This window comes from uncultured Pontibacter sp. (assembly GCF_947495565.1).
Lineage (GTDB): Bacteria > Bacteroidota > Bacteroidia > Cytophagales > Hymenobacteraceae > Pontibacter.
The window spans coordinates 16,888-31,557 of record NZ_CANLZM010000013.1 but is presented as its reverse complement, the minus strand read 5'-3'; the positions used below and the strand labels follow the sequence as shown (position 1 = coordinate 31,557).

The 14,670-nt window shown below is 46.0% G+C and carries 12 protein-coding genes; 2 read left to right on the top strand and 10 right to left on the bottom strand.

The window, feature by feature from the left end:
* Positions 1–90: 90 nt before the first annotated feature.
* The 3 genes from hisC to hisG are packed head-to-tail and all read right to left on the bottom strand — an operon-like array spanning position 91 to position 3,275.
* The gene (hisC, locus tag Q1B04_RS15745; RefSeq protein ID WP_299760506.1) at positions 91–1,137 is read right to left on the bottom strand and encodes a histidinol-phosphate transaminase; all 1,047 of its coding nucleotides are present in this window, start codon (positions 1,135–1,137) and stop codon (positions 91–93) included.
* A complete protein-coding gene (hisD, locus tag Q1B04_RS15740) occupies positions 1,130–2,419 on the bottom strand; it encodes a histidinol dehydrogenase (protein WP_299760504.1) in 1,290 nt (429 codons plus the stop codon). The genes hisC and hisD overlap by 8 nt, the downstream gene beginning before the upstream one ends.
* 4 nt (positions 2,420–2,423) lie before the next feature.
* Entirely contained in the window at positions 2,424–3,275 is an 852-nt protein-coding gene (hisG, locus tag Q1B04_RS15735) for an ATP phosphoribosyltransferase (protein WP_299760502.1), read from the bottom strand.
* Between the two features lie 928 nt (positions 3,276–4,203).
* Between hisG and Q1B04_RS15730 the strand changes: the two genes are divergently transcribed.
* Positions 4,204–5,076: a DUF2911 domain-containing protein gene (locus Q1B04_RS15730; protein ID WP_299760500.1), complete on the top strand. Its 873-nt coding sequence runs from the start codon at positions 4,204–4,206 to the stop codon at positions 5,074–5,076.
* A gap of 24 nt (positions 5,077–5,100) precedes the next feature.
* Here Q1B04_RS15730 and Q1B04_RS15725 read toward each other — a convergent pair whose 3' ends face one another.
* From Q1B04_RS15725 to mnmA, 5 genes are all read right to left on the bottom strand, one after another.
* Positions 5,101–7,497 (bottom strand): carboxypeptidase-like regulatory domain-containing protein, encoded by a 2,397-nt coding sequence (locus Q1B04_RS15725; protein WP_299760498.1) that lies wholly within the window; start codon positions 7,495–7,497, stop codon positions 5,101–5,103.
* Between the two features lie 50 nt (positions 7,498–7,547).
* Complete coding sequence (rpe, locus tag Q1B04_RS15720) at positions 7,548–8,201, bottom strand: ribulose-phosphate 3-epimerase (RefSeq protein ID WP_299760495.1); 654 nt, start codon at positions 8,199–8,201, stop codon at positions 7,548–7,550.
* Between the two features lie 61 nt (positions 8,202–8,262).
* Positions 8,263–9,915 (bottom strand): S8 family serine peptidase, encoded by a 1,653-nt coding sequence (locus Q1B04_RS15715; RefSeq protein ID WP_299760493.1) that lies wholly within the window; start codon positions 9,913–9,915, stop codon positions 8,263–8,265.
* Between the two features lie 3 nt (positions 9,916–9,918).
* Positions 9,919–10,680: a hypothetical protein gene (locus Q1B04_RS15710; RefSeq protein WP_299760491.1), complete on the bottom strand. Its 762-nt coding sequence runs from the start codon at positions 10,678–10,680 to the stop codon at positions 9,919–9,921.
* Positions 10,680–11,807: a tRNA 2-thiouridine(34) synthase MnmA gene (gene mnmA, locus Q1B04_RS15705; RefSeq protein WP_299760489.1), complete on the bottom strand. Its 1,128-nt coding sequence runs from the start codon at positions 11,805–11,807 to the stop codon at positions 10,680–10,682. Before mnmA ends, Q1B04_RS15710 begins: the two co-directional genes overlap by 1 nt.
* Positions 11,808–12,036: 229 nt before the next feature.
* On the opposite strand from mnmA, the gene Q1B04_RS15700 reads away from it, so the two are divergent.
* Positions 12,037–12,660, top strand: coding sequence for a hypothetical protein (locus Q1B04_RS15700; protein ID WP_299760487.1), 624 nt, complete (start codon positions 12,037–12,039; stop codon positions 12,658–12,660).
* A gap of 93 nt (positions 12,661–12,753) precedes the next feature.
* On the opposite strand, the gene trmB is transcribed toward Q1B04_RS15700, so the two are convergent.
* The gene (trmB, locus tag Q1B04_RS15695) at positions 12,754–13,410 is read right to left on the bottom strand and encodes a tRNA (guanosine(46)-N7)-methyltransferase TrmB (protein WP_299760485.1); all 657 of its coding nucleotides are present in this window, start codon (positions 13,408–13,410) and stop codon (positions 12,754–12,756) included.
* 2 nt (positions 13,411–13,412) lie between these two features.
* A complete protein-coding gene (locus Q1B04_RS15690) occupies positions 13,413–14,660 on the bottom strand; it encodes a folylpolyglutamate synthase/dihydrofolate synthase family protein (RefSeq protein ID WP_299760482.1) in 1,248 nt (415 codons plus the stop codon).
* Between the last annotated feature and the right edge of the window lie 10 nt (positions 14,661–14,670).

Here is a 14,670-nt window from a genome sequence, read left to right as displayed (position 1 = left end):
GTATGACTTAGGTATCACTTTAACGTATCAGGTATCACGACACAGAAGCATCTTCAAAGTATAAATTGTGATACAAGATACTTGCTACGCTTAATTAAATTCTGCTATTGCTTTTAACAACTTTTGGTTTTCTTCCAGTGTTCCTACTGATATGCGCAGGCAGGCTTCACACCCAGGCAACGACGATCTGTTTCGAACAACTATTCCTTTATCTAGCAAATAGTTATACAATGAATTTGCATCTTTTACTTTAACAAGTATAAAGTTTGCATCGGAAGGATACACCTGCTCTACCGCTGGCATGTCTGGCAACGCCTCCATCAGCAGTTCACGCTCCTGCACAATCTCCTCAATCATATCCTTCAAAGCCTCTTCACGCTCCAGCGCCTGCAAAGCCAATTCCTGCGTGGCTTCGTTAATATTGTAAGGAGGCTTTATTTTATCCAAAACAGAGATAATTTCTGCAGATGCAAAAGCAAGGCCCAAACGCAGGCCAGCCATGCCCCATGCTTTCGAAAAAGTCTGCAGCACAACCAAATTCGGGAATTGATCAAGGCGTGCTGTCCAGCTGCGTACATCAGCAAAATCAATGTATGCTTCATCCAACACCACCAACCCGTTGAAGCTGCGCAGGATATCCTCAATGCTTTCCGGCTCTATAAGATTGCCGGTAGGGTTGTTTGGCGAGCAGATAAAGATAATTTTAGTGGTAGGCTTTACATGCAACAGCACCTCCTCCACCGGAAGCTGGAAATCCTCTGTCAGCTGCACGGCATCAAGCGCCACATCGTTCAGGTTGGCAGAAACTTCATACATGCCATAGGTTGGCGGCAAATGCAGCATACTATCCTGGCCCGGACGACAAACCATACGGAAAAGCAGATCTATTGCCTCATCTGAGCCGTTGCCTAAAAAAATCTGCTCCGGCTGCACGCCTTTGATTTCAGCAATGCGGGCTTTCAGGCTTTTCTGGTGCGGATCCGGATAGCGGTTATACTTCTCGCCAGCCAGGCTACCCAGGTTATTCTCGTTGGCATCCAAAAACACGCTGGCTGTGCCTTTAAACTCATCACGTGCCGATGAATAAGGCTTCATCTTTAGCACGTTAGGGCGAATTATATCATTCAGGTTAAACACGGTTCAGTTCTTTAAGTCGTATACTTACAGCATTCTTGTGGGCTTCCAATCCTTCAGCTTCGGCCATTATCTCAATTGTCTTCCCTATATTTTGAAGTCCCTCGCGGGTGATGTATTGGAAGGTGATTTTCTTGACGAAGCTATCCAGCGAAACGCCGCTGTAGGCGCGGGCATACCCGTTGGTAGGCAAAGTATGGTTGGTGCCTGAGGCATAATCACCGGCGCTCTCCGGGCTGTAGTGCCCCAAAAACACTGAGCCTGCATTCACCACGTCATCCATCAGCTCCTCAAAATCAGAAACCGACAAGATAAGGTGCTCTGGCGCATACCTGTTAGAGAAATCCATCATCTCTTGTCGGCTGTTTAGCACAATACCCAAGCTGTTTTCCAGGGCTTTTGCGGCAAATTCCTTGCGGGGCAGTATGTTTAACTGTTGCTCCAGCTCCTGCTCCACTTGCTGCAGCACCTCTGCTGATGTTGTGAGCAGGACCACCTGAGAATCGGCACCGTGTTCGGCCTGAGAGAGCAGGTCAGCGGCCACAAAAGCAGGATTGGCGCTGTCATCGGCCATCACGAGCACCTCCGAAGGACCGGCAGGCAGATCAATGGCTACGCCAGCTTTACTTACAAGCTGCTTTGCAACAGTTACGTATTGGTTTCCGGGCCCGAAGATCTTATGCACGGCAGGCACGCTCTCGGTACCGAAAGCCATAGCTGCTATAGCCTGTGCACCTCCCGCTTTTATAATGCGCGTTACACCAAGCAACGAAGCCGTATAAAGTATAGCCGGATGAATACTGCCGTCTTTAGCAGGCGGCGTGCAAAGCACAAGCTCACGACAGCCTGCAATACGCGCCGGCACTCCCAACATAAGCAGCGTAGAAAACAAAGGGGCAGTACCTCCCGGTATATATAGCCCTACCTTATCTATAGCCACGCTTTTACGCCAGCAGTTTACGCCATTCATGGTTTCCACCTGCCTTACCGGCTCAGCCTGCTGTGTATGGAAAAGCTGTATATTACTATAAGCCTGCAGAATAGCCTCTTTCAGATCTTGCGGCACTTTAAACTCTGCATCAGCAATCTCCTGCTCCGTTACCTGAAGGCCCTGCAGTTGCACCCGGTCAAATTTTTCGGCTAGCTGCAACAAGGCTTCATCACCTAGCTCCTGCACCAGCCTGAATGTTTCCTGAATACCAGGCTCCAGTTCTTCCAGGTTTTTGGTTGGCCGTTTCAACAGCTCAGTCCAAGTATCCGGAGTTGGTTGAATAATTTTGCGCATACGCTTAGATTATCATTTTCTCAATCGGAACAACTAAGATACCCTGTGCACCGGCGGCTTTTATCTTCTCTATTATCTCCCAAAAATCGTCTTCATTCACTACTGAGTGCAAAGAGCTCCAACCTTCCTCAGCCAAAGGCAGAACAGTTGGCGCTTTCACGCTCGGCAATAAGTTGCTGATCTCTTCAATCTTATCGTCCGGAGAGTTCAGAAGTATATACTTGGCTTTGCGGGCACGCTGTACGGCATGAATACGGAATAGCAGTTTTTCCAGCACCTCACGCTTCTCCTGCGTAAGATCTTGATTAGCGATAAGCACCGCCTCAGACTTAAACACGCGCTCCACCTCTTTTAAGCCATTGCTAATCAGAGTGCTGCCTGAGCTAACAATATCACAGATAGCCTCGGCAAGCCCTATACTTGGAGCAATTTCTACGGAGCCGCTAATGGTATGGATTTGCGCCTGCACCCCTTGCTCATCCAGAAAAGCCTGCAGCAGGTTTGGGTACGAGGTAGCTATGTTTTTACCGTTAAGATCTTTTATAGAATTGTACTCGGCACTTTTAGGAACAGCCAGAGACAGGCGGCACTTCGAGAACCCTAGCGGCTCAACTGTCAACGACTCTTTCCCCTCTTCTACCAGCACGTTCTGGCCTACAATGCCAATGTCAGCCACACCATCGGCCACATAACCAGGTATATCATCATCACGCAGAAAAAGAATCTCTAGCGGAAAGTTGGTGCATTCTGTTTTTAGCTTTAGAGAGCTGCTGATAAAGGAGATACCGCATTCGCGGATGAGGTTAAGCGATTCTTCGCTAAGCCTACCGGATTTCTGGATTGCTATTCGTAGCATTCTATGTCGTTTCGTAAAGTAAGAGTAAGAATTATAATAAGGCTATATACCCTGCCATTGGCAAAGCATAATACGGGTCAAAGCCCGTCGGGGGCAATATGGTTATATGGATTCCTCTTACGAGGAATGATGGCAGTGGTGGAAATGTACATGCGCAGCCGGGGCAACAGGGGTTGTCCAGCTAAGAGGTGTGCTATATGTATAGGTTTTGCTCATGTACTTGGCGCAAAGTAAACTTGTTTTGCGCTTAAATAAAAGTAATTCTAAAGATAAAATATTACCTGTTGATTAAAAAGATAATTACCTGAGAAGATAATTTGGCATCAAACCTACTCTGCAATAAGCTTGATTAATTTCTGTAAAATAAATCTGCAAACAATCATAATTAGCAAAAGGGTATATTGTGTTTTCTGCTTTATTAATTACTGCAGTCACACAAAGTAATTTCACTACTATACAGCCTTTAAAATAAAATGTTGCCGATCTATGATTATCCAAAAATACCTATACTTACATGGATAGTTGATTAATTGCTGCTGCTATGAACCTTAGAAGTGTCATATACAGCCACATATAGCGTTGCAACAACTTTTACTTAAAGTCCTAAATTTAGCTGATATTTTTTTGAATATTTTATACTTCACAGTATAAGCTGGTACTTTAATAAGCCTTTTGCGCGAATGACTCTTCTAGTTTAATCAAAGGCTAATTAATTTATAAGCAGAGCTTCGGTACTAACTGTATATAATTTTCGTGAAGCATTTAAGTTATTATTGATAAACTATATGCAAAGAATGGAAATATTTAAGACTATTTTAACAAGATGCTTAGCTTTACAGCCAAGATCATCTGCTATTTGCCATATAATTGGCATAGTTTTTACGGTATAATGCCTATTGTAATAGCTTAAATCTGTGACCTAAGTATCATGAATAGATTCATACGTTCCCTTTTCGTACTTTTTGTAATTACTTTGACATGGGCAGGCAGTGCTGCTGCGCAGGTACGGCTGCCACAGGCTAGTCCGGCGGCCATGTTGCGGCAGACAGTTGGGTTAACAGATATTACTGTTAATTACCACGCTCCAAGTGCAAGAGGTCGACAGGTTTTTGGCAGCTTAGTGCCTTACGGTGAGTTATGGCGTGCAGGTGCAAACGAAGCGACTTTGGTTACTTTTCAGGATGAGCTTTTTCTGAACAATGAGCGGGTACCTGCCGGCACCTATTCTTTCTTTATTTTCCCGCAAAACGACTCCTTATGGCATGTAGTTTTAAACAGAGATACTACGCTGTGGGGTCTGGAAGGCTACAATGAACTCGACGACGTAGCTTATCTGGAGGTAAAACCAACCAAAACCTCTGATTTCAAAGAGACTATGCAGTTCTCTTTCACCGACATCAGCACCAACAAAGCCAAGCTCAACCTTGCATGGGAAAACACCATGATCTCGCTCAACATTGAGACAGACATAGAGAAAAAAGCTCTTGAAAATATTGACTACGCTTTATCAAACGCGGCTGATGATGATTGGTATACTTGGGCACAGTGCGCAGAATACATGTTGCCGCGCAAGGAGCATCATCAAAAAGCACTACAGTGGATAAACAAATCCATTGCAATTAAAGAGAACTTTTACAACAATTGGATAAAGGCTAAGCTTTACGCTTATAATAAAGAGTTCCAAATGGCGGCATCTTTGTCGGCTAAAGCTATGGAGTTGGGTACCGTGGAGCCGGAAACATATCAAACCTATGCTAAGCAGATAGAAACGGCCTACAGCGAGTGGAAGAAGCGTAAGTAAAAGTATGAGTAGGTATAAATGCGGCTAAAACTTTGCGACAAGCCTAAGGTTTAAACGGCGGCCTGTCAAAAAGTTTGGCACGGCGTAGGTTACTCCGTTCACATCACTTACATAGTTGTAAGAAACCCGGTTCTTCGCGTCAATCAGGTTTAGTACTTCCAAGCCTATCCAAAGGCTCTCCAGGCCAAGTTTTTTTCGTTTTACGACATCGCTCTCTACAACTATCACTTTAGAGAATCCGATGTCGATGCGCTTGTAGGAGCGGCCGTCAAATGCATTGCGGTACTCAGGCTGTTGCGGAGGGCCGAACGGTAGGCCGCTGCCATAAACCAAGTTGAGGTACATCCTGACAGTTGGGTTATCCGGCAGGTGGTCCTGGAAGAAAACGCCCACATTCAGAAGCTGGTCAGTGGGCCTTCTGATATAGCCCTGCTCCTGTTTACCTAATAATTCACCTTGCGCGTTAAAAACTGAGGTGGAGTCGCCTTCTACATTCTCCTTGGTAGTAAGCAATCCTAAACTTAGCCATGATTCCGCCCCAGGTATAAACTCACCGTTTACACGTACATCAAACCCTGCAGCGTATGCCTTAGTATTGTTTTTAGCATAGTAACGCAAGCGCACGTTGTCCAGATCATAAGGTATGACGTTTGTCATCCATTTATAGTATGCCTCAGTGGTTAGCTTAAAGTCTCTGCCCCAAGCCTGAAAAAGATAGTCGCTGCCTATAATGGCATGTATGGCGCGTTGTGCCTTGAGGTCAGGATTGAGCGTGCCGTTAAAATCACGGAGCTCCCGGTAAAAAGGCGGCTGAAAGTATAAACCTAACGCGGCTTTAAAAGACAGATCAGGGTTTTTAGGTGAGATAAATGCATACTGAACCCTTGGCGAAATATTTAGTTCTCTGTTATAATCCCAGTAAGTTGCCCGCACTCCGTAGGTAATTGTTTTTAACGAATCGAGCTCATATGTGTGCTGCAGGTAACCACTGTAGCGCATGGTGTTTAAGCCGAGGTTTGAACGGAGAAAGTAATTTTGTGTGACAAAATCCGCAGAGTCAGAAAAAATGTACTCCTGCAGCTGATCCTCAATGTTCTCAGAGCCTATCTTGGCACCAAATCTTAAATTGCTGCGCTGGCTTACGCGCCAGGTATTGCGCAACTCAGCAGACAGCATTCGCGCCAGCAGGGTGTTACGGGCATGGTTAAACGTACTGCCAACTCCTCGCTCCTGCTGGCACTCCCCAAAATTATTGCCGTTTGTACCCACATCACAGAGCCGATAGCCAGCTTCCACATCCCGAAATTCCCGCTCCCGAGAATGCACACCCGAAAGTATAAACTCAGAAGTATAGAACTGGCTAAAATGGTGGGTTAAATTAATACCTGCCTGATAGGTGGCATATTCCATCTGCTCCTGCCCGTCAAAGCCGATTAAAAGGCGCAAAGGTGTATTGCGCGTGCCAAAGGTAGTCACCTGGGATTCTGGCTTTACCCGAAAATCGTTTTTGGCATAACTGGTGAGCAGCCCAAGTGTTGTGCGGCCGGCATGTAAGGTGTCTTTAGTCAGGTCTACGTGCACGTACGCCTGAGCATCTGTGAAAACCGGGTTGTACTTGCCATCGGTCTGGAGGCCCTTTAAAACATACTGCCCGTTTTTGTGCCGAACTCCAAACAAGTAAGATACCTTCTTATTTTTGGAGGTAGACTCCAAATGCAAGGTTCCGCCAGTTAAACCTCCGCTGACCGAAGCAGCAAAACCTGTAGGTTGCTTATAATTGATGTTCAGCACCGAAGACAGTTTGTCGCCGTACCTTGGCTGCCACCCTCCGGAAGAAAACTGTATATCCGCTACAAGGTCCGGGTTTATAAAAGATAGCCCCTCTTGCTGTGCTGCCGTTATCAGAAACGGCCTGTAGATCTCGATGTTGTTGACGTAAACCAGGTTTTCGTCGTAGTTGCCGCCGCGCACTGAGTAGGTGCTGGATAACTCGTTATTGCTCGTAACGCCAGGGAGTGTGACTAAGACTTTATTGAAATCACCGAAGGCTGATGGCAGGTTCCTGATCTCGCGTGGATCCAGGGTAGTGACGCTTACCTGCTCCCGACTATCATCATTTTTGCCGCGCACATCCACCGTCTGCAGCTGTTGAGGGTCCGGCTCAAGTATAAACTGCAATACTCGGTTTTCGCCCGGCTTCAATAGTAGCGTCTGTTCCAACTCTTTGTAGCCCAGGTAACGCACCAGCACCACCAGTTCAGTTTGGGAAGGCACGTTAAGTATGAAATTCCCGGAAGCATCCGTTCTGGTGCCGACTGTGCTCCCTTTTAAACCTATTGTGGCTAGCTCCAGCGGCTCCTGCTGCTGGTTAAGCACTTTTCCTATAATATTAGCTTGTTGTGCAGAAACTACTAAGGGCAAAAGTATGCATAACCAAACCGTAAGATATTTCAGCATTTGGAGCGCAGCATTTACTTAACTGATTTTAAATCGGCAATCGTTTGCAACGGATCTGCGGAAGAAAACACGGAGCTACCCGCCACAAGCACATCGGCACCTTTTTCCAGCAGCAGCGGCGCATTGTATTGGTTCACTCCCCCATCAATCTCGATCAAAGCCTGAGAATTACGCTGGATGATCAGGTCCTTCAGCGCCTCTATTTTGCGGTAAGTGTTCTCAATAAACTTCTGCCCTCCAAAACCCGGATTAACGGACATCAGGCAAACTAAATCTACATCAGCAATAACGTTCTCTAGAAGCTGCACCGAAGTATGAGGATTAACAGCAATACCAGCTTTGGCTCCCGATGCTTTAATCTGCTGCACCGTCCGGTGTAAGTGCGTACATGCCTCCAAATGCACTGAAATGGAATCGGCTCCGGCCTCCCTGAATTGCTCAATATAGCGCTCCGGCTCCACAATCATTAGGTGCACATCCATCGGCTTCTGGGCAAAGCGCTTAATGGCCTCCATCACCGGAAAACCAAATGAAATGTTAGGCACAAAACGGCCGTCCATGATGTCTACATGCAGCCAGTCGGCCTGGCTCTTATTCAGCATCTCTACCTCCGCCTGCAAATTGGCGAAATCGGATGCTAACACGGATGGGGCAACTATTGGTCTCATACCAGCAAAGGTAATTTAATATTTATGATCCTAGATGATGAATTATTGACAGCAAGTTAAACTACAACTTTACAAACCTTAGCGTTGCAACTTTACTACCAGACCTAATACGGCACAAGTATAAGCCACTACGTAAGCTCTGAGGAAGAAGCTTAAGCGGTTGCTCCTGCTGCGCCTGCCTGATGTTTTGCCGAAAAACCTGCTTGCCGGCGGCATCCAGCACCTGCACCTCTACCTGCTGCAACAGCCACTCCTGCCCCATATAAAGTATGATCGGGTCGCGCTTGACCGGATTGGTTATGTAGAGACTTCCCGCCGTGGGCAAAGGTGGCAAAGCAGTAATCGTACGGCTATAGTTTGGAACACCGTAACCAATGCTGTTATCTGGATTTTGGCCCTTACTGCCGCTACTGCGTAATAAATCTATTAGTTCTAAGTTAGTCTTAAAAGGATTAGCCTGCCAAAGGCTAGCTGCAAACCCCGCGACAATAGGCCCGGCAAAAGAAGTACCATTGCCCTGTGCCAGCCTACCGCTTGATGTTAAGAAGTATGCCCGCTGCCCAAGCGCCACCACATCAGGCTTTATACGGCCATCTGGTGTAGGCCCAAATGAGCTGAAACTTGCTTTAGTACCTACGGAGTCTACAGCCCCTACGGCTAAAACCGAGTCACCGTCGGCAGGTGCGGAAATGTAACGCCATGTTTTGTTTCCTTTGTTTCCGGCACTCACTACAACCAACATTCCAGTGGCTGCAGCATAATCAGCCGCTTTAGAAACTAAGGAGGTATTTCCGTCCAGGTCTTGGTAAGTATAGCTTTGGGAAGGCGTATCGAAAACAGTGTAGCCTAAAGAGGAATTAATCACATCAGCTCCGGCACTGTCAGCGTACTCAGCAGCCAAAAGCCAGTTTATTTCTTCAATAGTATGTTCTGTAGCGGCATCTTCGGTCCGTAGCAGTATGTAATTGGCTCCATAGGCTGTGCCGATTATACTTCCGGGAGCATAAGCAGCCATAGTAGATAAAACGGATGTGCCGTGGGAATCGGCTCCGAAAACATTCTCCTGTTTCTCTACAAAATCGAAAGAGCCTTTTAACTGATTGTTAGTAAACAGATGCGAAAAAGCCTCTAGATCATTAACTCCTGGAAAGCCTGCATCAAAAACGGCAATGGTCATTTCTGCGCCATTATAACCATCCGCATGCAGCTCATCAGCGCCCAGCATATCAGCCTGATGAAAAGCCGGACCATAATCTTCGCTGCTCAACGCAGTGCTGAATGAGGCTTCATCGACCGCAGCATAACCAAAGCCCTGTTGTGTTCCGGGTGATGATGCCAACCTATTAAGGCTACGAGTGTTTCTGACAAAGGGCAGCGATTCCACAACCTGTAACTGTTCCTCGGTGCACTGCACCACCGCTGCATTAAACCACCGTGAAGTATACCAAACCTTAGCGCCCGCATTTTGGATGCTGGCAACATAGTCAGGGTTTACCGGAAGGTCACGGCTAAGAAGAGGAATATCTTGGCGCTGCCTGCGCTGCAATGCCTTAGGTGACAGGAACGCTAGCGGCTCAGAGAGAGAGAAAGGGGAGTTATTTTTATCTGAAAAGTATATTAAACGCTTCTGCTCCTCTTCGTCTGTGTTGCCAGAACTCTGCGCCAGAACAGGCAGGTGCAGTAGCAGACAGATAAAGAGGAGCAACTGGCGCATAATTTATTCTTTTCCGTAGGAGATTAGTTCTTCATGCCGCTCGTGGCCATGAAGCTTATAGCCAATACCGTACTCACAGTCTTCGCGGTCTTGCGCATTGCAATAGACTATTCTTGTGAATAACCTATACACCATCCCAACCCCTTCAGCGTAAATCTCTTTTCTGTCATCATAGCCAATCCAGGTTTCAATTGGAGAGCCATGAACTACAGTTAGTGTATTATCAAATGTGGTGCCGTTGAGCGTCATAGGCTGGCCGACTTCTTGGTAAGTATAAGACTCCTTAGTAAGATAATAGTCCGCTCTTCTGTTTGTGGTCGGATCAGGCGCATAGCTTGTCTCCTTGTTAGCATTGTATGCATCACCTAGCCATGAGAACCCGTTTTTCACAGGAAAGACCATCTTAACATACCTGGTATTGTTCTTTGTCAGAACAACATTAACATCAGACTTAGAGACAACCATTACAGAGTCGTCGAGCCAGTTCTGGTTTTCATTAGCCCTTACCGAACGGATGATTTTGTAATTAAGCGTATTGGTCTGATCGTAGAAAGTGGTATCAACACGTTCGCGCATCTGAAAGCGGTTGGTGTCGCCAATGTCGCTTTGGAAACGGATATCCGTCACGTTGTATATACGATAGTCTCCCACCTCCAACGGATAATAATCATAGCCCATCGCTTTCGGGTCAGGGTCTTTATACTTATCCTCGCAAGCCGCTACTAAGCCAGCCAGAACAACCAAAAGCAACAGGGCTCTTCTCATTATTGCAACACGTTCAGGTTATACTCTGAGTTATAGTTTGACTCTATCCAGCCTCCGCCTACTACATCATTACCTTCGTAAAAAACAGCAGCTTGGCCAGGCGCTATGGCATGTACACCACTTAAGAAGTGCACTTTCATTTTATCACCCTCCTGCTCTACGATAGCCTCAGTGCCGCCATCGTTGTAGCGCACTTTAGTAACAGTCGGGATAGGCTGCCCAATCAGGTTTTCATACTTAGACATGTTTAGCTTGCCAACCGTCATGGCGTTTTTAGCAAGCTCCTCGTAATTACCAAGCACAACTCTGTTGTTATCTTTCTCTATGCGTGTGACATAAGCCGGGAAACCTAAAGCGACACCTAAGCCTTTGCGCTGCCCTATCGTATAGAAAGGATAACCTTCGTGCGTACCTACCACAGTACCGTCTTCCAGCACAAACTCGCCTCCTGCTACACGTTCTTCCAAACCCTCAACACGGCGCTTCAGGAAGCCACGGTAATCGTTATCCGGAATAAAGCAGATTTCATAGGACTCCGGTTTGTTTACAAGTTCTGTAAATCCTCGCTCACGGGCCATCTCCCTGATCTCCGTTTTATGCAAGTTGCCCAATGGAAAAATAGTGCGGCTTAAACTTTCCTGAGAGATTCCCCAAAGCGCATACGACTGATCCTTGTTTTCGTCTAATCCTTTTGAGATTACATAACGTCCGTTTTCCTGACGCAGGTTCGCATAATGGCCTGTAGCTATAAATTCACAGCCAAGCTGGTCGGCACGCCGAAGCAGGGCATCCCATTTAATATGCGTGTTGCAAAGCACGCACGGGTTTGGTGTGCGGCCTGCCAAGTACTCATCAGTAAAATGGTTGATTACAAAATCCCCGAACTCATCACGGATATCAATAATATAATGCGGAAAGCCTAATTGAACAGCAATATTTCGGGCATCGTTGATGGAGTCGAGTGAGCAACAGCCGGTTTCTTTCTTGCTTGCTCCGCTGGAAGCATAATCCCATGTTTTCATGGTCATCCCCACTACCTCGTATCCTTGCTCGTGCAGCATAACGGCCGCCACCGAACTATCGATGCCCCCGCTCATAGCTACTAATACCCTTCCTTTTGTACTCATCTATATAAAAAGTGTATATCTAATTAAAATATTTGTAAGCTGATACAAATATAGCAACAACAACACAGTTATAAAGATTCAGGTTCTAATAAATGCCGCGGCTCGTGCATTTCCGCCCTAATTCCTGCTGAAAAAAGTAAAAAAGTTGGCAGTGTAGGAAAATCGCTTTTACTTTGGGCTATAGAAACCTGTGTATAATCAGAACTGAAAACTTAAAGTATAAATTACCATGTCCTTACGTACCTCTGTGATAGTGAACGGAATAAACAATCTTAGTGATGCCAGATACTGCGCCGGAATGGGTGTAGACGTTATAGGTTTTAACTTAAAATTGGATGACCCGGAGCGTTTACAGCCTGAAACACTGAAGGAAATTATGGGTTGGGTGGCCGGTGTGAAAACTGCAGGCGAGTTTCTCCGTGCCAGGCCAGATATCATAAATGAGATGGCGCAGGAGTATAAACTGGATTATATTCAGTTGGATGTACCCTACCTGATTGATGAAATTGAAGAGATAAACCAGCCTGTTATTCAAAAAGTATTCATCAACAAAGACACGGTAGAAAGCGAACTGCTTGAAATGATGGAGCTTTACAGCCCTTATGTTCATTCGTTTATCATTTTCTCAGATGACTTTACCACTATTGATGACACAAATTCACGCTTTTTGGAAGCTATCACTAAAAAGTTTAAAACCTATATTGGCTTTGGGATAGATAAGGGTAACATAAACAGTGTGTTAAATAACTTGAAGCCAACAGGTATCGGTCTTCAGGGTGGCCATGAGATTAAGCCCGGCCTGAAAGATTTTGACGAACTTGCCGAAATCTTTGAAGAAATAGAGGAGAATTAACATTTCATCCATCTACTCCAAACAGAAGAGCCTGCCGATTTAAACTCGGCAGGCTCTTCTGTTTGGAGTAAAGGCATTTTTATACTTCCATTTCTAATTTACAGTATACTGCAGGTACTTGATCGGAACACCTTCTGCTAAATACCGCTTCTCATACGTTGTGTAAATCCCCATAGTATGCTCTTGTAAATCTGAGTTATACAAATCCGGAGTATAGATCAAGTTTTTTGCCTGCCGCTCCTGGAGCACTTCTAAGGTATACTCATACAGAGGGCCGTTATCAGTTTTTAGGTGAATAATGCCGCCCGGCTTTACGATCTGCTCATACAAATCGAGGAATCGCGGAGAGGTAAGGCGGCGCTTGATATCGCGGTCGCGCGGGCGAGGGTCCGGAAAAGTAATCCAAATCTCATCTATCTCATCCTCGGCAAAATTCTCAGTTATATTCTCAATGAAAGTACGGAGGAACGTTACGTTAGTCAGGCTTCCCTCCTCTGCCAATGTGCTCCCTTTCCAAAGGCGTGCTCCTTTTATGTCGGAGCCTATAAAGTTTTTCTCCGGATACAGCTGTGCCATACCTACCGTATACTCACCACGGCCACAGCCAACCTCCAACACAATAGGGTTTTTGTTCTCAAAATGAAGTTCAGCCCAACGGCCCACTAGTTGACCATACAGCTCATCGCCTGGTTCTACTACATTCTCACGCTCCGCGATGGCGGCAAATTTCGCTAATTTAGATCTTCCCATTCCTATAGTTCTTCAATTTCTGCAACCACAAAGGTACTACCTCCGATAAAAATAACCTCATCTTGTGCCGCATTTGCCTTTGCTGCGGCCACGGCTTCAGCCACCGTACCAAAAGCTGTACCTTCTAACCCAGCAGCCTCAGCCTTTAGCACTAGTTCCTGCACCGGAAGTGCACGCGGAATATCTGCCTGGCAAAAATAATATGTATAGGATCGAGGCAGCATCTCCAGAATCTTTGTGACATCCTTATCATTGACAGCCCCAAAAACCATGTGCACCTGCTTTGCCTGCAGCTGTTCCAGCCCAAGCAGAATCTGGCGTATTCCGTCTTCGTTATGCCCGGTATCGCAAATAATAAGTGGTTTTTGCTGCAGCACTTGCCAGCGCCCTTTCAGGCCAGTTATACTTTTAGTTTGTGCTAAACCCTTTCGGATGGCATTTTCAGAAATAGCATACCCCTTATCTTGTAGTATGGCTAATGTTTGCAGCACACCCGGTAAATTATACTTCTGATAAACACCCGTCAGGTCAACCTCCAGGTTAGGCAAGTATAAATTGTTGTTATGATAGACCTGAAACACCTGCCGCTCCAGATTGCTCTCTGTCTGCTCCACTTTAAAATAATCCGTAGCAAAGTATAAAGGAGCCTCTACTTCTCGAGCTTTGGCTTTGAACACTTCCTTCGCATCTAGCTGAAACATACTTATCACTGCCGGAACATGCGGTTTAATAATTCCCGCTTTCTCCGTCGCGATGGCGGCAATGGTATCACCTAACATGCTCTGATGATCAAAGCTGATATTGGTGATAAGCGAAACCTCGGGGGTAATGATATTGGTAGAGTCTAAACGCCCGCCCAGCCCGACTTCTATAACTGCCACATCCACCTTTTCCTCAGCAAAGTATTTAAAGGCAAGCGCTACAGTCATCTCGAAAAACGAAGGTTTTATACTTGCAAACAGTTCCTGATGCTGCTCTACAAAGCTAACAAGGTACTCCTGCGGTAGCTCCTGACCATTTATGCGAATACGTTCTGTAAATGATTTGAGGTGCGGTGAAGTATAAAGACCAGTTTTATAACCAGCCTCCTGCAGCACGGCAGCCAGCATATGGGAGCTACTGCCCTTGCCATTGGTACCGGCCACATGTATACTTTTAAACTGGTGCTGAGGCTGCCCCAGCGCATCACAAAGAGCTATTATATTATCGAGGCTCTTCTTAAAAGCAGCATTGCCGATGCGTTGAAACATCGGCAATTGC